Raw genomic sequence first — 22,782 nt, 5'->3', positions numbered from 1 at the left:
TTCATCCTCCACCGACAAAATGTACAATTTCAATCCGGTCCCCATCTGCGACCGGTGTCTCTTCATAACGGGTGCGATCCACAATCTCTCCGTTACGCTCCACGATCACGATCTTCTCCTGCAGCTGGTAGGACTGCAGCAGTTCACGGACAGTCGTGATTTCGGCAGCGAGCTCTACATTCTTGCCATTCAACTGTACCAGCATGTTCCCCCTCCTTCTTCGGCGCAGCATGTTCTGGCCGGTCCCAGAAAAAAAACGGCTTCATTTCGCCTGTGTCATGGAGAGAACAGACGGAAGAAGCCGTTTGAATACGGTGCATCAGGGGCAGACAGTAAAAAAACCATCCGCCTCGGATGGTTGTGGTTGTGCTTATCTGCATATGCCTAAATGTCGTTCCAAACCATTTGGAAACAGCATCGGCGTTCACGCTGATGAGCTGATACCTCTTCCTCCGCTGGCATGACCCAGGTCAGGTTCAACGGTCAGTAACGCATTCGTTACAATCTCAGCCGATTTTGCTCGACCCCCGTTTGGTATTGCGCGTGGTTATTCAATTCGATTATTACAGTATCACTCTATTTCGGGTTTGTAAAGCTTTCCTTGTACAGAATCTCCAGTTCGACCAGGCAGCGCTCCGCCCATTTTGACGTTTTGCGCAGCTTTTCCATTTCCCTCTCCAAAGCGGCTTTGAGCGATTCCTTGTAGTCGGGCAAAGTCCCGTTGAACCGGATCACGCTCGCAGCCGGAACCATGATTTTTTCCAGGTAGGAGAGAGCCGGTCTTTGGTGAAACAAGGGAACGTCCACCTCAAGCGGATTGTGCAAATCGCCCTGCGTCGGGTATTTCGTAACAGCCATAATTTTGACCAGCAATTTATCGCCGTGATTTTCTACAACCTCTGTCAGATATTCTCCCGTCTTGTACCCGACCCGGACCAGATCTCCCGGATTCCATGCATTCATCTGACTCTCCTCCTTCGTTTCCATAAAGGGGGTCGCAGCCTGATTGGACAGACTGACTGCGACTGCCACGGGTCATGTTTTACACCTCAAGCAAACCGCGCGCATGATCCAGCACGGCGTCCGCAGCCACCGTCGGAGCCCCTCCGCCCTGGGCCATCGCCGGGTTGCCGCCGCCCTTTCCATCGATCAACGGCAGCGTCTCCTTCAGCAGCTGGTTCATCGGAGCCGCCACCTGTGCGCCCCGGGCAAAAACGAGCTGCAGCTTGTCCGTTGTTGTCGCCAAAAGCGCGATGACATGCTCATCCTGCGAGGTGAGCGTACGGGCAAGCTGCTGCAATTCCTGCATGCTTCTGCCCGTGAAAGAGGCCTGGACGACACGGGCGTTCCCCAGCTCGGCTGCTTCTTTCAAATACCTGGCTGCTTCATATGTCAATAGCTCTGTTTCTTTTTGCTGAAGCGAATCCTTCAAGGCCTCTTTTTCAGCCAGCAGACGCTGCAGCAGATCGGCGATTTCCGCTTCGCTCGTCGTCATCATCCGGGTGAGGTCCTGCAGCAAGTGCTGCTTGCGCGTGTAGTCCGCGAGTGCCCGCCAGCCGCACAGAAATTGAATGCGTATATTGCCTCTGTGGCGTTCCCAACCGATGATTTTGATCGGACCGACTTCTCCCGTAGTTTTCGGGTGTGTCCCACCGCATGGATTGTAGTCGTAATCCGGGATGATGACGACCCGGATATTCTCGGATACCGTAGGCTGCTTGGTGAGCGGCAGCTGTTCCAGCTCTTCGGCCGTAACAAAACGAGCGTCGATCGGACGATTTTCCAGTACCACCTGGTTTGCCTGACGCTCCGCTTTTTCAATCAGCTCTGGCGTAAGCTCGCTCAGCGCAACATCAATCGTCACGTGATCGCGTCCGAGGTGGAAGGCTACTGTCTGGGCATCTGCGAGTTTGATGAACGTCGCGGACAGGATATGCTGTCCCGTATGCTGCTGCATATGGTCAAAACGCCGATCCCAATCGATCCTGCCCGTTACCCGCTGCGTCTTTTCCGGAAGCGGCGCTTCGAGGCGATGCCTGATCTCCCCGTCGACTTCCTCTACGTCCGTGACGGCAACCCCTTCGATGGTTCCCGTATCACAAGGCTGTCCTCCGCCTGTCGGATAAAACGCCGTCTGGTTCAACACTACGTAAGCTGTTCCGTCCGCTTCCACGCCGCGTTTGATCACATCTGCCTCAAACGTCTGCAAATCAACATCTTGATAGTACAACCTGTCGTTCATAGGTACCCCTTTCCAATCACCTGCAATAAACAGCCGATCCATCCATTTCCTCCCTGACTGGTTCCCTGTATAATGGGTCCTGGAGGTGTTACACTTGGCTAAAAAATTGTTTACGGTCGAACAGGCGAATCAACTGCTGCCATATGTACGCGACGAGCTCTCCTTTTTGCAAGAAACGAAGCGCCTCTTTTATCAAACCTACCAAGAACTGCAGCAGGCCAAAAAGCGGCAGCCTCCCGATGAGCAAGAAGTCTTTACGCTGGAATGCCGCCTGGAGTTTATGGAGCTGGAGGCGCAGATGCATATCAACCAGCTCATGGAGAAAGGCATAGAGGTAAAGGACATCGACATCGGGCTGTTCGATTTCCCCGCTGTCATCGACGGAAAAGAAGTTCTCCTCTGCTGGAAGCAGGGAGAGCCAAGCATTGCGTATTATCACGGCATCACAGAAGGGTTTGCCGGTCGCAAACCAATCGAATAGGCTGCTTGCGATTCCCTTTTTTTGCTATTCCCTTACCAGCTTTGCCATTTTTTCCTCACGTTGAATACGCTCTTCGGGCGTCGCCAAATCGTATTTCTTTAAAAGGTGAAACAGCTCGTTCAAGGTTTCCTGAGAAAGCGTCTCCGTCAAAAGCCCGTTCAGCTGCGCGGCCAGTGCCGGCGGCAAAAAAGGCGTTTGCTCGGCCAGCTTGTTGCGGACGTCTTCTGTACTATGATCCAGTCTGCACTCTCCCATGATCTCCCTCCTCGTTCTTTTTGCTTCATCATACCATGTTTGGCGAGCAGAAAAAAAGCGTACAGGCTTACCGGACTGTACGCTTTCCTATGGTTATCGACGCTTTCTGACGCGGAAGTTCTCCTCGATCAGCAGCCAGTTTTGCGGGAAAGGCAGTCCCAGTCTCCAATAGCTGACGCCTCGCAGACCGAGCTCCTTGACCAGGTTGAACTTGGCCTGAATCGAACGGGCATCTTCAAACCAGACGCGATGACGCCTTCCTTGGTCATCTGTGTACTCAAAAAACGGCGCCTGCGCTCTGCTGTCGTATTGGATCGGCACCTGCTCCCGCTGGGCGAGCGCGACAGCAGCTTGCGGACTCAGGGCACGAGCAGTCGTTCCGGGCTCATAAGGCAATGTCCAGTCGTACCCGTAAAGATTTTGCCCCATCATAATTTTGCTGGCAGGCATCTCTGTGATCGCGTATTCGAGCACTCGCCGGACTGGGCCGATCGGCGATACAGCCATCGGAGGACCGCCGCTGTATCCCCATTCATACGTCATGATCACCACGAAGTCAGCAATTTCCCCGATCGCCCGGTAGTCGTGAGCCGCATACCATTTGCCTTGCTGTTCGGCGCTTGTCTTGGGCGCTACCGCGACTGACATCATCAGGCCGTTTCTTCTTGCCCGCTCACGGGCACGGCGGAGAAAACGCGCATATGCCTCTCTGTCGGTTGCGGGCAACGCCTCCATGTCAAAATGGATATCGCCAAACCCGAGGTCAGTGGCAGTTGTGATAATGTTGTCCAACAGGCGATTTTGGACGTTCATATCGTTTAACACCAGGCTTCCCAGCTCGGAGCTGAACTGACCTCTCTCCAGGTTGGTAATCACCATCATGAGGACGACCTCATTTTCCTGGGCGATCTGACGCAAATCACCCAGAGGGGGCGGTGTCAAAGTGCCGTCCCGATTTATCCTGAAGCTGAAGGGCGCCAGATACGTCAAATGGGGGGCAGCTGTCCGTATATCCGCCTCCAGGGCCGGAGTCACCGTTCTTCTCGGCTCTGCATAGGCGTTAAAATCGGCCGCTCGCCGAGGCCGCGGAGGGATGTACAAGCGGAGCCCCACTTGTATCGGGCGGTACAGGGAAATCCGGTTTATACGCGCCAGTTGGGCTGCACTGATTCCAAAACGCTGCCCGATCGTATACAGTGTATCCCCCGGCCGTACCCAGTAGTAACTGCCCACAATGGGGATGACCAGCGCCTGTCCGACGACCAGCCGATCCGGCTCGGGTATTTGATTGGCACTGGCAATGGCTTGCGCAGTCGAATCATACCTCTCCGCGATCGCATTCAAGGTTTGTCCCCGCTCTACTACATGGATCTGCATGCTTCTCCTCCTTCACGTTTTGTCTCTCTCTTTCATGTATTCAACGTGAAGGAAATAGGTGTATGTCTAGAAGAACCTTTTCAGGGTCCGATATAAAAAATCGACAGATTGAAAGGCGAAATGCTTCTCAACAATACGTCCGTGGCGAAAAATGAGGAGCCCCGGGACACTGGCAATCTCCCACTTTTGCGCAAACTGGGGCCCGGTATTTATGTTAAAGCGATAGATCAGCAATCCGGGAATCGTCTGCCCGACAATTTCAAGCATTTTCTCCCCCAGCTTGCACGTTCCGCAAAAAGGGGTGTAGATGAAAACCACTGCCGGATTGCCCTTGCCGGGGTCTTCCAAATCCGCGATGTCGTTTACTGCCAGCTCTTGCATATGCTCTTCCCCGTTTCTTCTTCATTCGGTGGTAGTACCATCCTAGAATTTGGGCGAGAGCGATGTCAAGTGCGGAGAATGGAATCCAGGGGACCGAACGGCTCAAAACTTCCCTTGAATCCGGAAAATGATTTCGGCAAAAAGCGTGGCGAACAGAAATGTTCCTGTGTACACCACGAGGGAGATGACGACGATTCGCCAGCTCAGCCTCATCTATCCGCCGCTTAGCTTCGGGGAAGCCAAAAAAGCGGTCCGGTATTTGCAGAACCGGAACCGCCATGGAGTCGTTCGCTATGGGGATTTGGGCGTAAACCAGCTGCTGATTCACCAGTCGCCGGAGGACCAGGAAGCTTCTGTCCGCAGTGTCTTTCAACCATTGTGGGAGAAAAAGGAAAAATATAGTGATCTTGAGAAAACCTTGCTCGTCTATGTCCATTGCCATCAGTCCGCCCATCTCACGGCCAAGCAGCTCCATATCCATATCAATACGCTGTATCAGCGGCTGAGAAAAATTGAAGAGCTGCTTGCCATTGATCTCAAGCAGCCCGAAGATAAACTAAAGATTCAGCTTGCCTGTCATCTGCGGTCGGAGTAGAAGCTTCCCACCAGTTAGGACAGCCTCAGCAGCAGCCACTCCAGCAAGATGCGCGAGACTCCTGCCACAAATACGGACTGGCCCATTCCACTGAGTAATCCGGTGACCACTCGCAGAACATTGTTGCTCTCCCGCCACTTCCAATACTGTGTACAGCCGTCGATCAGCATTGGCACCTGCAGCAGGACGCCTGCGAACCAAGGAATTGTCAAAGGAAGGAGCAATAACAGCGGCAATGCTGAATACCCAGTCAATATGGCGCTGCAGCGGGCACATAGCGGAAGCCGCTTCCCTCTGACAACCAGCGACCGGGAAGGCATCCGATGGCATGGAATAAAGGACAGGGATCTGATCCTGGCGAACAACCCTTCCTTCATGGCGTCCCCGCTCCGCAGCCGCAGTCCGGCAAACAGTCACAATCCGGTATGGAGCCCGCCCCGCAGTCGACAAAGCCGCAATCCCAGGACGAACACTTTTTGCGTTTGGCCGGATAGGCCACCAGCAGAAAAACGATCAGTCCAATCCCGGCAACGATGAAAACGACTCCCCACGCGACAACATGATTTACGAGCAGCCCGACACCCGTAATCAGGCAGATTAAGGCGGCCATTATTCCTATAAAAAACAACCCGACCCCTCCTTGCTGCACCCATTTTATCACAAAGGAGGGGAAACCACCCACATCTCCAGACGGTTCTTTTATCGGTCATTGGCGGTCGTTGGCAGTCGTAACTTCCGCGGCGCTATTTTAAGAAAAACAAAGGCCCTGCCATACCACGACAGGGCCAACATTCACTTATTTCAGCGAAAACACTTTTGTGATCTGCGGCAGTGTTTCGATCGCCGCTGCTACTTCCGAGGAGATCTCTTCATCGGTAATGGAAACGAGCAGAGCATTTTTCCCCTTTTGTTCCCGTGAGACGTTCAGCTTCGAGATGTTGATTTGATTATCGGCCAAAATCCGCGAAACGTCGTAGATGACTCCCGGGTAGTCGATATGGTACACCAGCAGGCCGTGGGAGCCGGGAGGTATCCGGCAGGGACAATAATTGATCTCGCTGATGTACACCTCTCGCCAATCTTGGGCAATCGTATACTTATTGGCGCCCATTCGGATAATCGCCAGGTGATTTGCGTATTCCCCAGAGCTTGTCTGGACAGCAGCCGAGCCTCCCAATCCTTCTGTGAGGGCCCCCGCGATCTCGTCCCTGTTTTCGTGGGACAAAATGGAGATAGACGCATTCTCCGTCTCTGCTTCCAGTCTGCGTATCAGGCGGGCTAATTCAAGCAAGTCTTCTCTGTTCGACATGGTCCTTATCACGTCCTACTCTCATCATTACTCAGGAAAAATCCACTCTTCTTTCTCTTTTATTATAGAGGATTGATTGTCGGAGCGGTACCATGCCGTTTGGGTCTTCCCCTCTATTTCAAAATCAATTTTGTAAATGGTATTCCCCTTGCCGCTCTCCGTAAAAGGACTTTCATCCTTGGGAACGACCGTAATGTGCTGCACCTTTCCGCCTTTTGCCTCGATGACATCATTGATGACAGCGACATGCTCCTTGCCCAGGGAGTACATGCCGAAATAGGCGAGCAAGGCCAGCAAAACTGCTCCTCCCAAAAAAATCAAGATCATGACTTTTGATTTCTTTGTCGCTTCCACGTCCGATTCCCCAATCCCTCAATTATTTCCCTGTGTCCAGCGGAGTGACCTTGTCGATTGTCCCTCCACCCAAACATTCTTCTCCGTTGTAAAAGACCACAGCTTGTCCGGGAGTAACCGCTTTTTGCGGCTTGTCAAACACAACTTCTACTGTATGATCATCGCGGATGTGCACCGTAACCTGCTGATCAGGCTGTCTGTAACGGAATTTTGCCGTACAGGTGAATGTCGAGATCGGCTTCCGATCGCTGATCCAGTTCACATCCGTAGAAACAAGACTGGTCGAGAACATTCTCGGATGGTCTGCCCCTTCTGCAACGATCAGCACATTCCGCTCCAAATCTTTATCCACCACAAACCACGGTTCTCCTGTCTTGCCATGGCCGCCGCCAATCCCAAGACCTTGCCGTTGTCCGAGGGTATAGTACATCAACCCGTCATGGCGCCCGACAACATCGCCGTCAACCGATTCGATATTGCCTGGCTTTGCCGGCAGGTAGTTTTGCAGAAATTCCCGGAAGTTGCGCTCGCCGATAAAGCAGATACCGGTGCTGTCTTTTTTCTTTGCTGTCGCAAGGCCAGCCTTCACGGCGATTTCCCGAACCTCGGGCTTGCTCATATGGCCGATCGGAAACATCGTTTTGGAAAGCTGCTTCTGATTGAGCGCATTGAGAAAATACGTCTGATCCTTATTGGTGTCCTTTCCGCGGATCAGCTTGTATTCGCCGTCCTGGAATTTGACCTGGGCGTAATGCCCGGTCGCAATGTAATCTGCCCCCAAGTCCATAACCTTGGTCAACAGCTCGCCGAATTTGATTTCCCTGTTGCACATGACATCCGGATTGGGTGTCCGCCCGCGGCGGTATTCATCGAGAAAATACTGGAAGACTTTTTCCATATACTCTTTTTCGAAATTGACCGTATAGTACGGAATTCCGATCTGGTCGCAAACGCGTCGCACGTCCTGAAAGTCTTCTTCCGCTGTGCAGTGGCCGAATTCATCGGTATCGTCCCAGTTTTTCATGAAGATGCCGATCACATCATACCCCTGTTGCTTTAACAGGTATGCTGTCACGGAAGAATCGACCCCTCCAGACATGCCGACGACGACACGTGTATCTTCTGGTCTTTTCATGGTCGTTCTCCTCACTGTGAATTTGTTCCTCTACAGATTATCATGTTTCACAAAACAATTCATGTATTCTTGCGCGAAAACGCCTGCCGAAGTGTCCGGCAGGCGCAAGTTTTTTATTCCATTTGCGAAGCCTCGTCTTTTATTTCGGAGCGGAAGCCTTCAATGCTCTCTTCCCTGCGTTCGTTTTTTTGCTGCAGGTTCGCTTTTTCCTCCGCGGAAATCTCATCGCCGTGCGCGTTGAGATAATCGCATGTCTCGCGCATGTTCTCCATGCTGTTTTGAATCATTTCTTGCAGCTTTTCAACATTATCCGAGCGGTTGTCTGGTTTGGCCATGCGGCACACTCCTTTGCAGGTATGATTCCATGTCCTTACCATTTTGCGCCCGGACGGGACACTTTATGTACAGATACATGTGTCCCTTTCCATGCAGTCTCCTGACTATTCAGCGGGCCTCGGTCCAGCGTCCATGCCGGATTCCGAAACAGTCATCAACGGCTTCACCGCAGCATCTGCCGAAACACTTATCCAACCACCCCCGCTACTCCCCAGTTCCCGTCTGTCCTTTTCATTTCGCGAATTTCCAGGATCGCGTCCTTGTTCAGAGGGCCGTATATATGCGGATACAACAGACCGTCCTTCGCTTGTTCATACTTGACCGGCGAGGCAATCTTTTGCTCCTGTATGACCAATACGTACAGCTTATCCGTAAAATCCTTGTATACGCGATTGGCGACTTTGCCCAGGAGCTCCTCACTCTTGGTCGCATGGATAAAGCCTTCCTGCTCATAATCACGCGGGAGGTATGTCTCCTTTCCCTCCCATGTTTCCCAATAGGATTTAGGTACCAGACAATAGATGATATCCACTTGCATATTCCCCTTTCTGTTTGCACGATAGGCAGCGTGTCCCGACGATTCTCTATGGGAACCTTCTGCATACGCAAGCGCCAGAAAGCCCCCCGTCGGCCATCAGCCCCGAAGCGCCTTGTCAATGTGACGAATTGCCTTTAGATAGGCCATCTCATCGAGCCTGTTTTGATCATGTCGCCATTGAATATAATTTCGCAATGAATGCAGATCAACCCATGCATCCCTGGCTTGCGGGTTGTTCCCGGGAACTTCTCCCGTTATTTCTCCTTCCCGTACCAGCTTGGCCATCTCGGCCGGATGCATTCCGATTTGATACGCGATATGATACAGAGCGGTTTTCATTGAGCCTCCCGGTGTGTACATGTGGCGTTTCTTTTTTCTCGTATCTATTCTGCCAATCTTTTTTCCGCTTGCCAAGGCAGTGTTTGTTTTACTACTTTTCACACTTCCCATTTGAGCATTTCGTATGATCTACTATTGGAAACAGAGGAAAAACTTTCTATAATACTTCTATTCGCTGATTTGCTCGAAAGCATGCAAGCAGCCTATCTAACAGATTCGCTTGGGGGAAAATCCATCATGTCCGATCTCTTGTCCTATACGATTCAAGGCGAGCCCTTTATGCTGTTTTCGGTCTCCCACCTTGTTGCACTTGCTCTATTCGTGCTTTCCGTACTTGCGCTCTATTTGCTTCGCGATCGATTGCGGACATCTGTTGCAGAGAAACGGGTACGGTATTCTCTGGCAGGACTGCTGCTCTTCACCGAAGCGGCCTTTCAGGTGTGGCACGTCTATACAGGGAGCTGGTCTGCCGCGTATACGCTGCCTTTGCAGCTCTGCAGCATTTCCTTGCTGTTTTCCATCGCGATGCTGATGTTCAAAAGCTACCGAATTTATGAGTTCACCTATTTCCTCGGTCTCGGGGGAGCCCTTCAGGCGATGCTGACGCCCGAGCTGTTCTACCCGTTTCCGCATTTTCGTTTTTTTCACTTTTTTCTGGCTCACGCAGCCATTATTCTCGCTTGCCTGTATATGACATGGGTGGCTGAGTATCGTCCCACCATCCGCTCGTATTGGAAAGCTCTCGGCGTTTTAAATCTGCTTTTGCCCATCGTACTGCTTGCTAACAGCGTGACCGGAGGCAATTACATGTTCGTCTCGCAAAAGCCTGCCAATCCGAGCCTCCTGGATTACCTCGGTCCCTATCCCTGGTATATCCTTTCGCTTGAAGGCGTGGCTGCCTTGCTCTTTTTTCTGCTTTACCTGCCGTTTTATGCTCAGAGCAAAAGGGACCGGAAGCCGTCGCAGCCAGGGGCTTCTGTGTAGTCCCTTTTTTGTGTCATCTGCGTTGTCCCTGCTGTTCTCGGTAAAGCTTCGCCAGACGCTTCGGCGCGGTCCGCAGGTAGCCTTCTTGGATCAAGCCTTCGATTTCCTCCCAGTCTGGAGTGGTAGATCCGCTTACCGATACCCATCCGTGCTGCCCGATATACGGTGTCTTGGTGTAGCCGCCCTTATGCAGCAGCAGCTCCTGTGTATGGGGAGTTGTCTTGAGCGAAAAAGAAGCCTCTAGCCCGCGCTCACCGAGCATGACAAAAGGCTTGTCTCCCACACGGAAGGTTGTATGTCCAAAGAAGTCTACTTTTTCCTGCAACTCGGGAAATTGCGTGCAAATCGTTCGTAGACGCTCCAAAAGCGCAAGTCCCGCTGGCGTTTCCACCTGTTTATGCTTGTCCATGCCATCTTCTTCTCCTTTCACGAGTACGCTTTTTTTGGTTCATTCGACAACCGCCAACGAGGGGCTACCATGTCCGATCCTGTTTTGTGGTAAAATGAACCACAAGGAGGTGTTTTCATTTGAAGAATGAAAAACGACCAGCCGATGATCCTCCTCAACGGGAAAATGAGTCCTTCAACAGCGTTGTCGACCACTACCGAAACATTGTCGGAACACCTTCGAAACCTATCGACATGGAAAGCATGCCGAAGCCGCTTAAATGGTTTGGCTATATTGTCTTTGGCATTCTCTTGACAGGCAGCCTGCTTCTCCTCATCGCCTTTCTGATTACGTGAGACTCCCATGAAAGGAAAACGATCAAAAGCGCTTCGATCATCTTGACTCGCCTCTGCTCCCAGCCTTGACCATTTAACAAGATGAGCTTAGCCTACACGTTTTGGGGAGAATCTTCAATCACCTTTCAATTCCCTTCTTGTGTATGACACTCAGTTTTTCAGGAAGCCTTGATGTACTGCATACAAAACAAGCACTATCCGTCCGACGATTCCACAGATTTCCGAAATAGGCAAACTGCGATTTTGCGAAGTTTGGAGCAGTCTTTTCTATGAATCGTAGAGGTCCAAAAGATTGCTGTCAACGGGCTTTTAGAACGGAGGTATGAGAAGTGATTGGGAAGCTCTTTCTGGGGGCCTTGCTATTGGTTTGGACATTTGCGGAATTTTTCTTTACGCCATGTGCATCGAAGAAAAGAGAACGCTTGTTGTTTTTCCTCGTCCTGTTGGCGATCAGCGGGGGGATATACTTCCTGTTCTTGTAGGTACTCAATTGTTTGAAGAATCGTTCGTCCGCTACCGAAAACGGCGCACGGAAAAACATGATTTCAAATACGAAAACCTGCTTCTTTGAATCGACAGCAGCTATCCAACTCCGCTTTTATACCGGAATCCGGTAATCAAACGAAACATGGGATCAGGTGATGAACTGTGGCCTCCAACTGGAAGGATACCATCTCTTACGCTAGCTACGGGGAAGGAAAACCGCTTGTCGTCTTGCATGCTCTCGGAACAGACCACCGGGCCATGCAGGCATGGATGGAGCCCCTTTTTGCCAATCGGCCAGGCTGGCAGCGCATCTATATCGATCTGCCGGCGCACGGACACAGCCATGTAAAAGAATGGGTAACGACCTCAGAGGATATTCTCCATGTCATTCTGGGCTTTTTGGACGACTTCATACCCGAGAAGCGTTTTACCCTGGCAGGCAAGTCCTACGGCGGTTATATCGCCCAAGGCATTTATGCAAAAAGAAAAGAGCTTCTGGACGGTTTTTTCCTCCTCGCACCCGCTCTTCACTTACAGAAACGCACCCTGCCTGACAAGACAATTCTACGACAAGATGAGGAGATGCTCCATGATCTCCATCCGGATATACGAACAGCATTCGAAACGCTGATGGTTGTCCAAACCAGGGAGAATCTCACTCGATTCCTGGAAGAGGTGCAGCCGGGCCGTCTGCTGGCAGACCGAGACTTTCTCACATCCGAATGGCGTACCAAAGGCTATTTTTTCTCACTTGATCCCATAGACAGCACGAGTCTCTTCACCGCTCCTACCTTGTTTCTTCTCGGACGGCAGGATGCCATTTGCGGCTACAGCGATCATTGGTCAATGCTCGAACATTTTCCGCATGCCACTTTTTCGATTCTTGACAGCGTTGGTCATATGCTGGAGATTGAAAAGCGGCAATTGGTTCAAACGCTTTGCGGCGACTGGCTTGATCGTGTAGAGCATTTCGTTCAAAAAAACTCGCTTGGTTGATTTCTTGTATTTCCCCCATCATTCTGATAATGGAGTGATCGAAGTGAAATACTGCATGCATTGCGAGAAGACTGATGGTAAATCGGGGAGGGGCACGTTCGTGTGCATAGACGCACTTCCCCCTCCCGCCACTTTACTCATCCTCAGATGACTCCACATGCTGCCGGATAAACGCCTCCGCTGATTCATCCAACATGTACTCCCTCTTCGGGTCTTCATTTACATCGGAATCAACTTCCTGCTCGGTAATATATGGAGTATCCATGTTTTGCCTGGTGATCAACAGATTGATTTGCGGCTGTTGGTCATTACGTTCATCCTTCGGCATTCCCATTCTCCTCTTCTATGTAGGTTCCGAAGCGCTGGGCTTCGCCCGATTGCAAACGATCGCACTCTGTTACTATGTGCCGCCTCTGGTCAAAATATCCGGGGTTCTGTTGCCAATGCCGGCATGTTCCAACTATCATGAACAGAGTATCACCTCGTTTACCCATTTTCTCGAAAGCTGAGGGATCCCTATGAATATGCTGGAGCTGAGACAATACTGTCTCGACAAAAAAGGAGCAGCAGAGGATTTTCCGTTTGGTGAGGATATACACGTCATGAAGGTCGGGGGGAAAATGTTTGCCTTGCTTGCAACTGGAGAAAGCGGTCTGCAGATAAGCTTGAAGTGCGAACCGGATCTTGCCGAGACTTTGCGTTTCCAGTATCACGCAATCAAACCGGGATACCATCTCAATAAACGTCACTGGAATACAGTCGAAGTGGATGGCACCGTCCCGGAGCAAGAACTGTTGAGCCAAATTGACCTTTCCTATCATTTGGTTTTCAAAGGTCTTCCGAAAGCGAAGCAGCAGCTGATCCACTCGTAAGAACGGACAAGCATTGCAGTCATGATGTACGGCCTTTTCTTTTCATCATATCTGCTCTGTTACATAAACCAGAAATAACCGCAATGATTCACTTGACAATGAAACATTTCCCTCTCTTTCCCCCGCCCGCAGGCGATAAGCCGATGGATTTCAGCCTGTTTCCCCTGCCTTCAGGTCACCTGTCTATCCACAATTACGTGAACGAGAATATACAGGTATGGTAATCCAAGAAAAAACGGAGAGGATGAAGTTCATGTATTCTTATCCTTGGCGAGGGTCAGGTCAAAGTTCTCAATGGTCACCACAAAGTCCGCAATGGTCCTCACAGAGCCCGTATTGGTCAGCACAAAGTCCACAATGGCCAACTCAACGGGATCAATATCGTCCCCCATCCAGACGCAGATATTGCCCCGATCACTGTCGTTGGTGTCCACCTGAATGCTGCCGCCGTCGTCGAGACAGAGATAGAAGATACTGAGCCTCTTCAACAATCCGGCCAAATAGTCGTGCAAGATCGCTTTCATACTCGTGAATCGTTTTTACGTTAGCTACTACATTTTCATTTGGAGCCACCCAACCGGGATTGGCTCTTTTTTTACGAAAAAAAGAACTTGACCCGTCTATCCTCGGCAAATATTTGAAAGCTTTTCGTCTATACGGGCTGTCTCATCCAGACATAGTATATGTCAGCGCTGCCCACATTGTTTGTAGGGAGGGAAACTAAACAGATTGAGACAAGAACGATCGAAAAAAAATGGCTTCCCAAAAAGAACAGCGACAAAGATCAATTCGCCGCAGAAAGATAAGGGCAGGACATCGCAGAAAAAAGTGGTCAAATCGCTTCGGGTTCGTTCCATCCGGTCTGGAGCTGTCAAAAAGTCGAGCAGAAACGGAAACGTCATCATCGCTGTAACTGGCAAAACGGGTGAAGCGCCCATCAAAGAAATGCCCGCACCCATTCTCAAGAAACGCCGGAGAGTCTATGCATCAGGCAAACACGTGCTGACAAGCAATGCCCGTATCCGTACACGCCAGAAACAGCCGCAATACCGCAGAGCTATTGTTGTTTTGGATAGGTTAGCAAAAAGAGATATTCGTCAAGGGTTCCAAAACATTGTGGACGCGCTCAAGGCGATCGCAGCCAGTCACACATCCGGATATGCTCCACATGAGATCCAGGCCGGTTTGTCCCAGCGGCGGCCGGGAGTATCTCACGGCCAAAACGATATTCGCGTCATAGAGGGTACCTCCATCGCACGCCCTTCGGCTGTAAAAGCCGCTCTCGACATTCTGGTCCAGAATGAAAAAGGAACCAACATCGCGGTATTCGGCACTATGCAGGGAAAATACACACGAAAAGAATATGCACGGATCGGCCGATATGTGGCAATGAAGAAAGTGGATTACCTCTACACGCTCGGTCCGTACGCCAGGTGCATCTCCCGGGCAGCCACTCGCTCCGGTTTTCCCCAAAAACGCGCACGCCACTTTACAAGCAGGATAAAGCTGCACCGCGCTTTAAAAAAGAGGCTCTTGCCCGGCACGACCATTCTCGTAATAGGTTCAAACAAAGCAAAAATAAGCAGGACTTGTGCCTATTTGCGCAGATTGGCCAAAAGCAAAGCAAACGTGTCGGTTGAAGTGCGGCCAAAGAAAAGAAAGATCGCCATGCGAAGCGACAATGATCTTCTAAAGGAAAAAGATCGTGTAAGGGAGGATTCTCTACTGGAAGAAGACTCCGAACAGGAAACAGCAGGATCGGAGGTTGAATCAGCGTTCGAAATGGACTCACAGGTTGAAGAAGGTGACGACCATTCACAATTTGAACCGGATGAGGAGCAGGATACTGAACCTGAAAAGACGGATGAGGTTGAGGATGATGCCGGAGACGGTGACCACGTCGAGGACGATGACAATAACCATTCGATAACCTACGACAGGCGTAAACGAGCGGTCCATAAGAAGAATCAACCGGTTGCAACGAACGACTTGTCAACTGATGGGCTTCTCGTCACAAATGACCTCACGGCGAGCACTGAATCGTATTTTGGCTCTCTTCCGGAAGGATTTGATGCTCGGTCAGAAGATTTTGCTTCTATCCCGGAAGGCATTGATGCTCAGTCGGAAGATTCTCTCGCGGAAGGCGTTGATGCTCAGTCGGAAGATTCTCTCGCGGAAGACATCGATTCTGTCCCGGATGATTTTCCTCTGACGGCCCAATCCGTTGATCCAGATGATGCTTTATAACAGGGGCACGGCCTACTCTCCTGCGGCTAAAATTGCTCTTCTTGGTGCAAGAAGGGCTTTTTGGTTACATAGATGCAAGAAACTGATGTTTTTATCAAAAACGCATCTTTGGTAATATGAAGAAGAGGAGCGTGATAGCTATGGACAAAGCCTTTTATTACACGGTGGATCACAATCAACTGGAAGAATACAAAAAAATTCTCGATCTGATGAAAATCCCGTATTTCGTCGAGGTACCGGTTGCTCTTTTGCGAAATGGTGCAGATCAGTACGCAATCGTTTTTCCCCATATGTCTGGAAGGCTCTATGAGATGGTGCGAAAGCTTTTTCGCGGGGATGGAACGGCTTATCCGCAGTAATCCACCCCCTATTGCGAAACGACAGAAAAGCCCTTCAGCAATTCTTACGCCAAAGGGCACTGGTTTTGACACTACTTGTTGTCAACGTTAATAAAAGGAGTGGCTCCCCCTGTAACATTTGGCAATTTCCCGTCCCAGCGGCGAATCGCTTCCAGTTGGGCTTCGATTTGCCTCAATTGAATCAACTCAGGTGTAACTTCCTGTTTTTGCAGGCGGAGCGCTTCGGCCTGTGCCTGAGCCTTCGTAATTTCCTGCTCCTTCTCGATTTTGATCCGTTCCAAATCAAGCTTTGACTTGAGCGCTTGCTGCTCGGCGACTTGCTTTGCTTCAATCGCACGGTCAAATTCTTCACTGAATTTAAACTCGCGGATGTTGATTTCGTCCAGGACGATGTAATAAGAAGCAAGCTTCTCCTTCAGCACTTCTTTTACTTTTGCACTTACTTCAGAGCGCTTGGAGATCAATTCTTCTGCCGTATATTGTGCTGTTACCGCTTTCAACGCTTCGGCGATTGCAGGATCGACTATCCTGGCAGCGTAATCCATCCCCACCTCCTGATAAAGCCTGTTGACATTATTGCCATCCAGATGATGGTTGACAGCGATGGTTGTTGCCACGGTCTGCAAATCCCGGGAGGCCGAAGTTTGACTGGTCTCTGATTTTTGGACCCGTACCTCCATCGGAATGACCGTTTGAATAAAGGGAATACGGAAATGAAGACCCTCGTCAAAAACTTGCGGTTGAACGGCTCCCAACTGCAATACAACGCCACGATGCCCCGCCTGGATTATCGTTACCGATTGAAAAATGAGGAAACCGATGATGAGAGCGACAATGATGGTCACAATCGTCTTAGGGGCGCCCAATTTGGGATTGAGCTGTGTCACTTTCTGATTTTCCATTCGCATCTCCTTTATGACTGGCTTTATCTATGTAATACGACAACAGATTTCATAAGTTTCAAAAATTTCACCCTACTCACTATTCGTCGAATGTTTGGTTTGCGGCTCTCGATACAATAGCTCGGCGGTTTTCCTGATCACGGGCAAACAAATAGCCGCCAGTTCTCGCTGAGAAACCTGACGGCAAAAGAGAGATAGACGTGAATAAAAGAGGTACCCTTTTTGACAGCCATATGCTTGTCCAAGGTTGCGTTTGCAAAAGAAATCAGGAAGATATAACTACAGTGAAAAAAATTTGCATAGAGCATTTCTTCTATCAAGCGGAACATCATTGTGACTTTCGACTCTGACATGGGTTTTCAAACGAAATCGCCAAGACTGCTTTTTACTTTTTGTACCAAAACACCCTCAAATAAGCTGGAGGAATAAGTAGCGCTTTCACGCAATAACAGCTCTGAGTCCTGTGGTTCGACAATTCGGCTGCCTGATCGCCATGACAGGTACTGTCAGGATCACACGACTTGGTGAATATACCGTGTACCTCGTTGATCATCCTACAGGTATGGAAAAAATAACACCGCTCATCCCCCCGGAAATCAAACAACGAATTGAAGAGGAAATCAACGGTCTCACTTTTACGAAAAACTTTCGCTCTGCAACAGCGGAAGAGTGGTATGTATTTCTGCCTGGCTTTAAAGACCCGTTGACGGAAGGTGCCGCAGGCAAAGTGATCATCCACTACGATCTGTACGGTAACAGGGATGTCTTTATAAACACAACCATCATTTACGATGATCCGTCACTCCATCAGCCGGAGCTCCATCCTCTGGTCTACCAAATATCCGAAGAATTGGTCAATCGTCTGGTTGGCTACGCCGACACATTGCTTTCCGTTCACGCAGGGGCCAATTCCTATCAGGCAGAATATATAGAGCGCACATGAATCATCGCACATTACTCGCCGCCGCCCCCTGCTTTCTCCGTCTGTGTCTAGAGATTCTGCCTTTGAAGCATTGCGTATGAATGGCCGCTCTTTGGCCATATGACGAACTTGCAGTTCAAGACGAGTAGTCCGCTCCGCTTCTTCCTCGCGATGCATCCAATCAACCAGCCGTTTCCCCCATATGATGATAAAAAACACGCAAACGTGGTGAATCCGTATGGGAATGTACAGGGACAGGAAATCAAGAAAGTTTCCTTGTTTTTACGGAAACTGGTGCGGCCCCGGATGCAGTGGCCCTGAACCGCCGATTGATGACGTGGATGCCTATGCCAAAAGCTTGACCGCAGCCCTGCATCTGCCCTCCCCTTTTCGTCCCCTCAAAGCATGGGGGTTTTTCATTGATAATTCTTCCTTGATGGACGAATAACACTGCCGCCAGAAAGAAATAATATTCCCAATGATATTTTGAATGGAGTGGATGGCATTGTATCGCTTTATAGTCAAGCTGGTAATAAATGGTATCATCTTGGTCCCTTTTATTTACTGGTTTACGGAAGCAACCATATGGGCCAGCATTGTCACATCGGTAGGTTTATCGATCATCGCCTACCTGATCGGCGACCAGCTTATCTTGCGCGCTTCGAATAACCTGATCGCAACTGTTTCCGATGCAATCCTGGCAGCTGTCTACTTATGGGCTGTTTCCGCCTTCATGAATTGGAACTTCAGTTTTGGTGAAATGCTTTTTACGGTAGTAGTGCTTGGTGTTGCCGAGTTTTTTTACCACCGCTTTCTGGGAAGAGTCGACGAGCAGGAAAGACAAGGTACGTAAGCTTCGCTTCAGACACAGTATTATTTCGGCAGTGAATCAACAGCCATTTGGCCAAAAGATCCGGGTGAACAAACGAACCCCTGATCTTTTGGCTTTTTTGTTCCCCTCCATAAAGTTCTGTGTATGATGTGCGGCAAATGACTCGCTCTCCCAGCTTCTTCCGGTTACAATGACAACAGGAGGTGTCGTATAGAATGAAACAGACAACGGAGGTAGTAGCGGTCAGCAGCAGCTCCACCCACACGTTTAGCAAGACTAATCAGAACCGGATCCAGCTTCTTGCCGGTCTCGGGGTGGCGGGAGATGCCCATCTGGGAAAGACCGTCAAACATCGGTCTCGAGTCGCACAGGACCCCTCCCAGCCAAATCTGCGCCAGGTTCACTTGATCCACTCCGAGCTTTTTGATGAATTAAAGGGGGCCGGGTTTACTGTCTCTGCCGGGCAGTTGGGAGAGAATATCACAACACGCGGCATTAACCTGCTTGGGCTTCCAGTAGGTACCAGGCTCCGGCTGGGCGAAACGGCGCTTGTAGAGATTACCGGATTACGCAATCCTTGTGCTCAGTTGGACCGCTTCCTGCCAGGTCTGATGGCAGCACTTTTGGATCACGACGAGCATGGCAACCTGATCCGCAAGGCGGGAATCATGGGAATCGTGCTGGCGGACGGAGAAGTTAAGCCTGGCGATCCAATCTGCGTAGAGCTCCCGCCGGAACCGTACCGACCGCTTGATCGCGTCTGAAAAGTCAGGCACCTACACTACAATGAGAAATAGAATGGGAGAGAAATGAAAATGAATCCACTGCTGCTTGATTTCCCGAGTGAATTTTGCACGGATCGGCTGTTAATCCGAATGCCAAAACCAGGAGACGGCAAAGCTGTTTTCCAAGCGATCACCGCTTCTCTCGAAGAGCTAAAGCCTGTGATGCCTTTCGCCCATCATGAACAGACAGAACAGGATGTAGAAATCAGCATCCGTAAATCTCATTTGGATTTTTTGAAACGGGAGGACTTGCGACTTCTGGTATTTCATAAAGAGTCCGGCGATTTTATCGCCTCATCTGGACTCCATCGCATCAATTGGGCCATCCCCAAGTTTGAGATCGGCTACTGGATCGACACCCGCTTTAGCGGAAACGGATACATGACAGAAGCTGTCCAAGGAATTACCGCCTTTGCCTTTGAGGAATTAAAAGCACGGCGTGTGGAAATTCGGTGTGATCCCCAGAACGTGAAAAGTCGTGCCATTCCGGAAAGATTAGGATTTGTACTGGAAGGGATTTTACGCAACGACTTGCTTTCTGTAGACGGAAAGGAATTGAGGGATACCTGTGTGTTTGCCAAAGTAAAATGATGAAAAAGTTCAGTTCCTGGCAGCAGGCTTATGACAGCCTGTTGTTTTTTTGTATATAAAAAGAGCAGTAATGACATCAAGTGGACGTCAAGCAAAGGTACCAAAAAAAGTTGGTACTTTTTTCATTCATGTTCTCTTCGGTTTAATGTTTATAGAAAGCATCCCGAATCGGAGTGAACAGATATGCGTCAATCAAGACTATTCGTTTATTACTATATCGTTCTTTCGGCTGTCTTTTGGTTCGGAAGGTTGTATATCATCGAGGCCTATCATATGAAACAGGGTCCTGTTCCGCAAGAAGCTTTTCACACATTAATCGAATGGGTCAGCCTGTTCGCCTTTTTGTATATCGTCCCGCTGTTGGTAGCTGGATTTGTTGGACTGATCCGCTTTGCGAAAAGTAAAGAGCTTCCCCTGTTTCTCGGCGTACTTCTGAGCCTCTTATATATTCCGCTTGCGATTGGAGCCGGTTTTGTTTTGAATTTCATTTTTATCTTGCTGTTTTATGGATTTGCACCTTGATCGTCGAATTTGATTGGGTAATGACTTATGTGGTAATATTTGCTAAACTAAAAGTAACCTGATTAAGGGGTGATGCCAGTGCTGTATGTTTTCGGCGGATTACTTGTTTTGGTTGGTTTAGCATGGTGTCTAAGCGGATCAATTAGTATGAAAAAGCGGGATGAATACGCTCAAAAGCACTCGATGGACGATTCAATCGCTCACCAGACACTAAGTCAGATGCACAACAATCATCACCATTTCTAATGTCTGCGCGCTCTCTCGGGCGCGTTTTTTGTATGCATCTCTCTGATATGTATGCGGGATAGAAATGGGCCCCCTTTCCATGACACTCAAGTGTCCCTGTATAACGTCCAAACTTCCTGAAGAGACTAGCTTTTTGAGGGGGTGACTTGGATGGCAGACCGCGTTGAAAAAGGCAAACAGGAAGCAAACCAAACTGAAACAAACACCGTAACCTCTACCCTGGATGAAAGTGAAATCGTCAGACGTCATCAATACCAGATGTTCCCGACACCAGACGAAGATGAAGCAACGCCAGCAGCTAGGGGAATAACAAAAGTAGATCTCTAACTCTGCAACATGATTCGCGCCTTCACCTAATGCTGTGAAGGTGTTTTTTATGCCGTTCAAAGCAAAGGACCCTCCTTGGTCACAGCCATAAACTCACCGCCGGAGGGCCTGTTTTTGTTTTTCGCTATTCATGTGTTAACTTAGCAGCACGCTAGGCTAATTCATTTACCTTTTCACCCTGTTTTTCGGGCTCTACAGTTCCTTTGCCTGCGTTTGCAGCCAGACTATGCTCCTTTTTTGTCAGGGAATAGCCATGCATATTGCTACCGTCATGTCCCATCTCCTGCTGCTGACTTTTGTCTTCATTGCCTAGAGACATTTCCTTCACCTCCCCTCGCCTTATTGTCTCCAATTGCAAAAAGCTGACCCCATCTGCATGCCTGTCACTGGTTTATACGCCGTGACGAGTCTGAGCAAGACTTTTGGGAAACAGTAAGAAGACCATAGCTTTCATTTCCAGGCAAATATGTTATGGTAAGAACCAGGAAAGTTGTTCCATATGAAAGAGATGGTTGCCTTCGCTTTCCATTTTTGTTTTTGCATCCACAAGGTATGTACCTTCATCACCATATACGTTATAGGAAGTGGTTCATGATGAAAGCAGTTATCGTCAAAAAGCCAGGCGGTCCCGATCAACTTGAGATTGCCAATTTGCCAATCCCCGAACCAAAGCAAGGAGAATTGCTTGTACGCGTACATGCAGCGGCAGTAAATCGAACCGATATCATTACACGCGAAGGAAAGGCAGGGTATGCCGCAAACCCTGTTTTAGGTGTTGAAATAGCCGGTACAGTTGTAGAAACGAACGGATACAGCTCCCTTTCCGCAGGTGACAGAGTGATGGGATTGGTCAATGGCGGCGGCTATGCCGAGTTTGCCATCATGCCAGCCGATCGGGCAATGAAAATCCCCGAGTCTTTATCGTTTGAAGAAGCGGCATCCATTCCCGAAGTGTTCCTCACTGCCTATCAAACGTTATTTTGGATCGGCAAGCTGCAAAAAAATGAAACCGTCTTAATCCATGCTGGTGCCAGCGGAGTTGGGACAGCCGCCATTCAGTTGGCAAAAAAACTGTGTAACGCAAAAGTAATCGTGACTGCCGGTTCCCAGAGAAAACTGGATTTCTGCCGGGAGTTGGGAGCCGACGTCACGATCAATTACAAAGAGCAGGCATTTGAAGAAGAGGTTCTGAAGTCTACAAACGGGCGCGGTGCCGATTTGATTCTGGACTTTATTGGCGCTGCGTATTGGGAGAAAAACCTGGCGAGTATAAAAAAGGAAGGGCGCTGGGTCCTCATCGGCATTTTAGGCGGAAGTGAAGTGGAAAGCGTACATTTGTTTTCCTTGATGGCGAAATGCGTCCAATTGACAGGGACATTGCTGACGCCAAGAAGCGACGAATACAAAGCTCTTTTAACGAAAGAATTCATGGAAAATGTTGGGGCATATCTGGAAAGAAAAGAAGTACATCCTGTCATCGACACCGTATTTCCGATTGAAATGGTAGATAAAGCTCATGTGTATATGGAAGAGAACCGCAATATCGGGAAGATCATCCTTCAATTCATGGAGTAGTTTTTGAAATGCATAACCGTATTGCAAATGCTGTAGAGTAGAGAACTGAA

Annotated in this window: 35 protein-coding genes and 1 riboswitch; of the genes, 16 read left to right on the top strand and 19 right to left on the bottom strand. The window is 49.6% G+C overall.

Going from position 1 to position 22,782, the window contains the following annotated elements; genetic code table 11:
- Position 1 precedes the first annotated feature (1 nt).
- The 3 genes from thiS to EDM54_RS25070 form a co-directional block, all read right to left on the bottom strand.
- Positions 2 to 205: a sulfur carrier protein ThiS gene (gene thiS, locus EDM54_RS25080; protein ID WP_003390495.1), complete on the bottom strand. Its 204-nt coding sequence runs from the start codon at positions 203 to 205 to the stop codon at positions 2 to 4.
- 225 nt (positions 206 to 430) lie between these two features.
- A riboswitch (TPP riboswitch) is annotated at positions 431 to 541 on the bottom strand.
- Between the two features lie 35 nt (positions 542 to 576).
- Entirely contained in the window at positions 577 to 963 is a 387-nt protein-coding gene (kapB, locus tag EDM54_RS25075) for a kinase-associated lipoprotein KapB (protein ID WP_003390497.1), read from the bottom strand.
- Between the two features lie 79 nt (positions 964 to 1,042).
- Positions 1,043 to 2,284, bottom strand: coding sequence for an alanyl-tRNA editing protein (locus tag EDM54_RS25070; protein ID WP_307723561.1), 1,242 nt, complete (start codon positions 2,282 to 2,284; stop codon positions 1,043 to 1,045).
- A gap of 52 nt (positions 2,285 to 2,336) precedes the next feature.
- On the opposite strand from EDM54_RS25070, the gene EDM54_RS25065 reads away from it, so the two are divergent.
- Positions 2,337 to 2,723 carry a DUF2203 domain-containing protein gene (locus EDM54_RS25065; protein WP_122959033.1) on the top strand — a complete coding sequence of 129 codons (387 nt, stop codon included), beginning with the start codon at positions 2,337 to 2,339 and terminating at the stop codon, positions 2,721 to 2,723.
- Between the two features lie 24 nt (positions 2,724 to 2,747).
- Here the strand turns inward: EDM54_RS25065 and EDM54_RS25060 are convergent, their stop codons facing one another.
- The 3 genes from EDM54_RS25060 to EDM54_RS25050 all read right to left on the bottom strand — a co-directional run bounded on the left by EDM54_RS25060 (position 2,748) and on the right by EDM54_RS25050 (position 4,736).
- Entirely contained in the window at positions 2,748 to 2,978 is a 231-nt protein-coding gene (locus tag EDM54_RS25060) for a hypothetical protein (protein WP_003390501.1), read from the bottom strand.
- A 93-nt stretch (positions 2,979 to 3,071) separates the two neighbouring features.
- The gene (locus tag EDM54_RS25055; protein WP_031933061.1) at positions 3,072 to 4,355 is read right to left on the bottom strand and encodes a glycoside hydrolase family 18 protein; all 1,284 of its coding nucleotides are present in this window, start codon (positions 4,353 to 4,355) and stop codon (positions 3,072 to 3,074) included.
- Between the two features lie 66 nt (positions 4,356 to 4,421).
- Entirely contained in the window at positions 4,422 to 4,736 is a 315-nt protein-coding gene (locus EDM54_RS25050; protein WP_122959032.1) for a thioredoxin family protein, read from the bottom strand.
- Positions 4,737 to 4,881: 145 nt separating this feature from the next.
- Here EDM54_RS25050 and EDM54_RS25045 point away from each other — a divergent pair, with 145 nt between their 5' ends.
- Positions 4,882 to 5,331 (top strand): PucR family transcriptional regulator, encoded by a 450-nt coding sequence (locus EDM54_RS25045; protein ID WP_255320346.1) that lies wholly within the window; start codon positions 4,882 to 4,884, stop codon positions 5,329 to 5,331.
- Positions 5,332 to 5,345: 14 nt separating this feature from the next.
- Here EDM54_RS25045 and EDM54_RS25040 read toward each other — a convergent pair whose 3' ends face one another.
- The 8 genes from EDM54_RS25040 to EDM54_RS25005 form a co-directional block, all read right to left on the bottom strand.
- Positions 5,346 to 5,708 (bottom strand): DUF2085 domain-containing protein, encoded by a 363-nt coding sequence (locus EDM54_RS25040; RefSeq protein WP_003390505.1) that lies wholly within the window; start codon positions 5,706 to 5,708, stop codon positions 5,346 to 5,348.
- Positions 5,705 to 5,959 (bottom strand): hypothetical protein, encoded by a 255-nt coding sequence (locus EDM54_RS25035; protein ID WP_122959030.1) that lies wholly within the window; start codon positions 5,957 to 5,959, stop codon positions 5,705 to 5,707. The genes EDM54_RS25040 and EDM54_RS25035 overlap by 4 nt, the downstream gene beginning before the upstream one ends.
- Positions 5,960 to 6,127: 168 nt before the next feature.
- Positions 6,128 to 6,640, bottom strand: coding sequence for an ACT domain-containing protein (locus EDM54_RS25030; RefSeq protein ID WP_003390508.1), 513 nt, complete (start codon positions 6,638 to 6,640; stop codon positions 6,128 to 6,130).
- A 27-nt stretch (positions 6,641 to 6,667) separates the two neighbouring features.
- On the bottom strand, positions 6,668 to 6,994 hold the full coding sequence (locus EDM54_RS25025; RefSeq protein WP_003390509.1) for a hypothetical protein: 327 nt from the start codon (positions 6,992 to 6,994) through the stop codon (positions 6,668 to 6,670).
- Positions 6,995 to 7,016: 22 nt separating this feature from the next.
- Positions 7,017 to 8,129 (bottom strand): tRNA 2-thiouridine(34) synthase MnmA, encoded by a 1,113-nt coding sequence (gene mnmA / locus EDM54_RS25020; RefSeq protein WP_003390510.1) that lies wholly within the window; start codon positions 8,127 to 8,129, stop codon positions 7,017 to 7,019.
- Between the two features lie 113 nt (positions 8,130 to 8,242).
- Positions 8,243 to 8,464, bottom strand: a complete 222-nt coding sequence (gene tlp / locus EDM54_RS25015; RefSeq protein ID WP_122959029.1) for a small acid-soluble spore protein Tlp — start codon at positions 8,462 to 8,464, stop codon at positions 8,243 to 8,245.
- 188 nt (positions 8,465 to 8,652) lie between these two features.
- Complete coding sequence (locus EDM54_RS25010; RefSeq protein WP_039070319.1) at positions 8,653 to 9,003, bottom strand: DUF952 domain-containing protein; 351 nt, start codon at positions 9,001 to 9,003, stop codon at positions 8,653 to 8,655.
- A gap of 96 nt (positions 9,004 to 9,099) precedes the next feature.
- Positions 9,100 to 9,342 (bottom strand): hypothetical protein, encoded by a 243-nt coding sequence (locus EDM54_RS25005; protein ID WP_003390513.1) that lies wholly within the window; start codon positions 9,340 to 9,342, stop codon positions 9,100 to 9,102.
- A 234-nt stretch (positions 9,343 to 9,576) separates the two neighbouring features.
- On the opposite strand from EDM54_RS25005, the gene EDM54_RS25000 reads away from it, so the two are divergent.
- Entirely contained in the window at positions 9,577 to 10,326 is a 750-nt protein-coding gene (locus EDM54_RS25000) for a YwaF family protein (protein WP_371862614.1), read from the top strand.
- A 13-nt stretch (positions 10,327 to 10,339) separates the two neighbouring features.
- Here the strand turns inward: EDM54_RS25000 and EDM54_RS24995 are convergent, their stop codons facing one another.
- Positions 10,340 to 10,735 (bottom strand): MmcQ/YjbR family DNA-binding protein, encoded by a 396-nt coding sequence (locus EDM54_RS24995; protein ID WP_122959028.1) that lies wholly within the window; start codon positions 10,733 to 10,735, stop codon positions 10,340 to 10,342.
- 119 nt (positions 10,736 to 10,854) lie between these two features.
- On the opposite strand from EDM54_RS24995, the gene EDM54_RS24990 reads away from it, so the two are divergent.
- The 3 genes from EDM54_RS24990 to EDM54_RS24980 all read left to right on the top strand — a co-directional run bounded on the left by EDM54_RS24990 (position 10,855) and on the right by EDM54_RS24980 (position 12,552).
- Positions 10,855 to 11,070 (top strand): hypothetical protein, encoded by a 216-nt coding sequence (locus tag EDM54_RS24990; protein ID WP_122959027.1) that lies wholly within the window; start codon positions 10,855 to 10,857, stop codon positions 11,068 to 11,070.
- 322 nt (positions 11,071 to 11,392) lie between these two features.
- Positions 11,393 to 11,641, top strand: a complete 249-nt coding sequence (locus tag EDM54_RS24985) for a hypothetical protein (RefSeq protein WP_035979385.1) — start codon at positions 11,393 to 11,395, stop codon at positions 11,639 to 11,641.
- A gap of 77 nt (positions 11,642 to 11,718) precedes the next feature.
- Positions 11,719 to 12,552: an alpha/beta fold hydrolase gene (locus EDM54_RS24980; protein WP_003390519.1), complete on the top strand. Its 834-nt coding sequence runs from the start codon at positions 11,719 to 11,721 to the stop codon at positions 12,550 to 12,552.
- A gap of 133 nt (positions 12,553 to 12,685) precedes the next feature.
- Here the strand turns inward: EDM54_RS24980 and EDM54_RS24975 are convergent, their stop codons facing one another.
- Positions 12,686 to 12,880: a hypothetical protein gene (locus EDM54_RS24975; RefSeq protein ID WP_122959026.1), complete on the bottom strand. Its 195-nt coding sequence runs from the start codon at positions 12,878 to 12,880 to the stop codon at positions 12,686 to 12,688.
- Positions 12,881 to 13,076: 196 nt separating this feature from the next.
- On the opposite strand from EDM54_RS24975, the gene EDM54_RS24970 reads away from it, so the two are divergent.
- Positions 13,077 to 13,424 carry an MmcQ/YjbR family DNA-binding protein gene (locus tag EDM54_RS24970; protein ID WP_031933053.1) on the top strand — a complete coding sequence of 116 codons (348 nt, stop codon included), beginning with the start codon at positions 13,077 to 13,079 and terminating at the stop codon, positions 13,422 to 13,424.
- A 251-nt stretch (positions 13,425 to 13,675) separates the two neighbouring features.
- Here EDM54_RS24970 and EDM54_RS24965 read toward each other — a convergent pair whose 3' ends face one another.
- Positions 13,676 to 13,948: a hypothetical protein gene (locus EDM54_RS24965; protein ID WP_003390522.1), complete on the bottom strand. Its 273-nt coding sequence runs from the start codon at positions 13,946 to 13,948 to the stop codon at positions 13,676 to 13,678.
- Positions 13,949 to 14,153: 205 nt separating this feature from the next.
- Between EDM54_RS24965 and EDM54_RS24960 the strand changes: the two genes are divergently transcribed.
- Together EDM54_RS24960 and EDM54_RS24955 are read left to right on the top strand one after the other, a co-directional pair.
- Positions 14,154 to 15,671 carry a glutamate ligase domain-containing protein gene (locus EDM54_RS24960; RefSeq protein ID WP_122959025.1) on the top strand — a complete coding sequence of 506 codons (1,518 nt, stop codon included), beginning with the start codon at positions 14,154 to 14,156 and terminating at the stop codon, positions 15,669 to 15,671.
- Positions 15,672 to 15,811: 140 nt separating this feature from the next.
- A complete protein-coding gene (locus tag EDM54_RS24955) occupies positions 15,812 to 16,030 on the top strand; it encodes a hypothetical protein (RefSeq protein ID WP_003390524.1) in 219 nt (72 codons plus the stop codon).
- 71 nt (positions 16,031 to 16,101) lie between these two features.
- Here EDM54_RS24955 and EDM54_RS24950 read toward each other — a convergent pair whose 3' ends face one another.
- On the bottom strand, positions 16,102 to 16,932 hold the full coding sequence (locus tag EDM54_RS24950; RefSeq protein ID WP_024983643.1) for a prohibitin family protein: 831 nt from the start codon (positions 16,930 to 16,932) through the stop codon (positions 16,102 to 16,104).
- Positions 16,933 to 17,494: 562 nt separating this feature from the next.
- Between EDM54_RS24950 and EDM54_RS24940 the strand changes: the two genes are divergently transcribed.
- From EDM54_RS24940 to EDM54_RS26705, 6 genes are all read left to right on the top strand, one after another.
- Positions 17,495 to 17,875, top strand: coding sequence for a hypothetical protein (locus tag EDM54_RS24940; RefSeq protein WP_024983645.1), 381 nt, complete (start codon positions 17,495 to 17,497; stop codon positions 17,873 to 17,875).
- A 478-nt stretch (positions 17,876 to 18,353) separates the two neighbouring features.
- On the top strand, positions 18,354 to 18,707 hold the full coding sequence (locus EDM54_RS24930; protein WP_003390530.1) for a DUF2512 family protein: 354 nt from the start codon (positions 18,354 to 18,356) through the stop codon (positions 18,705 to 18,707).
- A gap of 194 nt (positions 18,708 to 18,901) precedes the next feature.
- Entirely contained in the window at positions 18,902 to 19,450 is a 549-nt protein-coding gene (locus EDM54_RS24925) for an MOSC domain-containing protein (protein WP_122959023.1), read from the top strand.
- Between the two features lie 51 nt (positions 19,451 to 19,501).
- Positions 19,502 to 20,062, top strand: a complete 561-nt coding sequence (locus EDM54_RS24920; RefSeq protein WP_003390532.1) for a GNAT family N-acetyltransferase — start codon at positions 19,502 to 19,504, stop codon at positions 20,060 to 20,062.
- 183 nt (positions 20,063 to 20,245) lie between these two features.
- The gene (locus EDM54_RS24915; protein ID WP_003390533.1) at positions 20,246 to 20,584 is read left to right on the top strand and encodes a hypothetical protein; all 339 of its coding nucleotides are present in this window, start codon (positions 20,246 to 20,248) and stop codon (positions 20,582 to 20,584) included.
- 396 nt (positions 20,585 to 20,980) lie between these two features.
- A complete protein-coding gene (locus EDM54_RS26705) occupies positions 20,981 to 21,157 on the top strand; it encodes a hypothetical protein (protein WP_170208387.1) in 177 nt (58 codons plus the stop codon).
- Positions 21,158 to 21,308: 151 nt separating this feature from the next.
- Here EDM54_RS26705 and EDM54_RS26700 read toward each other — a convergent pair whose 3' ends face one another.
- Complete coding sequence (locus tag EDM54_RS26700) at positions 21,309 to 21,476, bottom strand: hypothetical protein (RefSeq protein WP_170208388.1); 168 nt, start codon at positions 21,474 to 21,476, stop codon at positions 21,309 to 21,311.
- A 275-nt stretch (positions 21,477 to 21,751) separates the two neighbouring features.
- On the opposite strand from EDM54_RS26700, the gene EDM54_RS24910 reads away from it, so the two are divergent.
- Entirely contained in the window at positions 21,752 to 22,732 is a 981-nt protein-coding gene (locus EDM54_RS24910; RefSeq protein ID WP_003390534.1) for an NAD(P)H-quinone oxidoreductase, read from the top strand.
- Positions 22,733 to 22,782: the final 50 nt, after the last annotated feature.

The organism is Brevibacillus borstelensis (genome assembly GCF_003710865.1).
Taxonomy (GTDB): domain Bacteria; phylum Bacillota; class Bacilli; order Brevibacillales; family Brevibacillaceae; genus Brevibacillus; species Brevibacillus borstelensis.
Note: the sequence above shows the minus strand (reverse complement) of the source record. Positions and strands in the feature narration are given on the sequence as shown.

Excerpts from the sequence above, each read along its gene's own strand:
- thiS (WP_003390495.1), bottom strand. The coding sequence starts at position 205 with ATGCTGGTACAGTTGAATGGCAAGAATGTAGAGCTCGCTGCCGAAATC.
- kapB (WP_003390497.1), bottom strand. The coding sequence starts at position 963 with ATGAATGCATGGAATCCGGGAGATCTGGTCCGGGTCGGGTACAAGACG.
- EDM54_RS25070 (WP_307723561.1), bottom strand. The coding sequence starts at position 2,284 with ATGGATCGGCTGTTTATTGCAGGTGATTGGAAAGGGGTACCTATGAAC.
- EDM54_RS25060 (WP_003390501.1), bottom strand. The coding sequence starts at position 2,978 with ATGGGAGAGTGCAGACTGGATCATAGTACAGAAGACGTCCGCAACAAG.
- EDM54_RS25055 (WP_031933061.1), bottom strand. The coding sequence starts at position 4,355 with ATGCAGATCCATGTAGTAGAGCGGGGACAAACCTTGAATGCGATCGCG.
- EDM54_RS25050 (WP_122959032.1), bottom strand. The coding sequence starts at position 4,736 with ATGCAAGAGCTGGCAGTAAACGACATCGCGGATTTGGAAGACCCCGGC.
- EDM54_RS25040 (WP_003390505.1), bottom strand. The coding sequence starts at position 5,708 with ATGAAGGAAGGGTTGTTCGCCAGGATCAGATCCCTGTCCTTTATTCCA.
- EDM54_RS25030 (WP_003390508.1), bottom strand. The coding sequence starts at position 6,640 with ATGTCGAACAGAGAAGACTTGCTTGAATTAGCCCGCCTGATACGCAGA.
- mnmA (WP_003390510.1), bottom strand. The coding sequence starts at position 8,129 with ATGAAAAGACCAGAAGATACACGTGTCGTCGTCGGCATGTCTGGAGGG.
- tlp (WP_122959029.1), bottom strand. The coding sequence starts at position 8,464 with ATGGCCAAACCAGACAACCGCTCGGATAATGTTGAAAAGCTGCAAGAA.
- EDM54_RS25010 (WP_039070319.1), bottom strand. The coding sequence starts at position 9,003 with ATGCAAGTGGATATCATCTATTGTCTGGTACCTAAATCCTATTGGGAA.
- EDM54_RS25005 (WP_003390513.1), bottom strand. The coding sequence starts at position 9,342 with ATGAAAACCGCTCTGTATCATATCGCGTATCAAATCGGAATGCATCCG.
- EDM54_RS24995 (WP_122959028.1), bottom strand. The coding sequence starts at position 10,735 with ATGGACAAGCATAAACAGGTGGAAACGCCAGCGGGACTTGCGCTTTTG.
- EDM54_RS24985 (WP_035979385.1), top strand. The coding sequence starts at position 11,393 with ATGAGAAGTGATTGGGAAGCTCTTTCTGGGGGCCTTGCTATTGGTTTG.
- EDM54_RS24975 (WP_122959026.1), bottom strand. The coding sequence starts at position 12,880 with ATGCCGAAGGATGAACGTAATGACCAACAGCCGCAAATCAATCTGTTG.
- EDM54_RS24970 (WP_031933053.1), top strand. The coding sequence starts at position 13,077 with ATGCTGGAGCTGAGACAATACTGTCTCGACAAAAAAGGAGCAGCAGAG.
- EDM54_RS24965 (WP_003390522.1), bottom strand. The coding sequence starts at position 13,948 with ATGAAAGCGATCTTGCACGACTATTTGGCCGGATTGTTGAAGAGGCTC.
- EDM54_RS24955 (WP_003390524.1), top strand. The coding sequence starts at position 15,812 with ATGGACAAAGCCTTTTATTACACGGTGGATCACAATCAACTGGAAGAA.
- EDM54_RS24950 (WP_024983643.1), bottom strand. The coding sequence starts at position 16,932 with ATGGAAAATCAGAAAGTGACACAGCTCAATCCCAAATTGGGCGCCCCT.
- EDM54_RS24940 (WP_024983645.1), top strand. The coding sequence starts at position 17,495 with ATGGAAAAAATAACACCGCTCATCCCCCCGGAAATCAAACAACGAATT.
- EDM54_RS24930 (WP_003390530.1), top strand. The coding sequence starts at position 18,354 with ATGGCATTGTATCGCTTTATAGTCAAGCTGGTAATAAATGGTATCATC.
- EDM54_RS24925 (WP_122959023.1), top strand. The coding sequence starts at position 18,902 with ATGAAACAGACAACGGAGGTAGTAGCGGTCAGCAGCAGCTCCACCCAC.
- EDM54_RS24920 (WP_003390532.1), top strand. The coding sequence starts at position 19,502 with ATGAATCCACTGCTGCTTGATTTCCCGAGTGAATTTTGCACGGATCGG.
- EDM54_RS24915 (WP_003390533.1), top strand. The coding sequence starts at position 20,246 with ATGCGTCAATCAAGACTATTCGTTTATTACTATATCGTTCTTTCGGCT.
- EDM54_RS26705 (WP_170208387.1), top strand. The coding sequence starts at position 20,981 with ATGGCAGACCGCGTTGAAAAAGGCAAACAGGAAGCAAACCAAACTGAA.
- EDM54_RS26700 (WP_170208388.1), bottom strand. The coding sequence starts at position 21,476 with ATGTCTCTAGGCAATGAAGACAAAAGTCAGCAGCAGGAGATGGGACAT.
- EDM54_RS24910 (WP_003390534.1), top strand. The coding sequence starts at position 21,752 with ATGAAAGCAGTTATCGTCAAAAAGCCAGGCGGTCCCGATCAACTTGAG.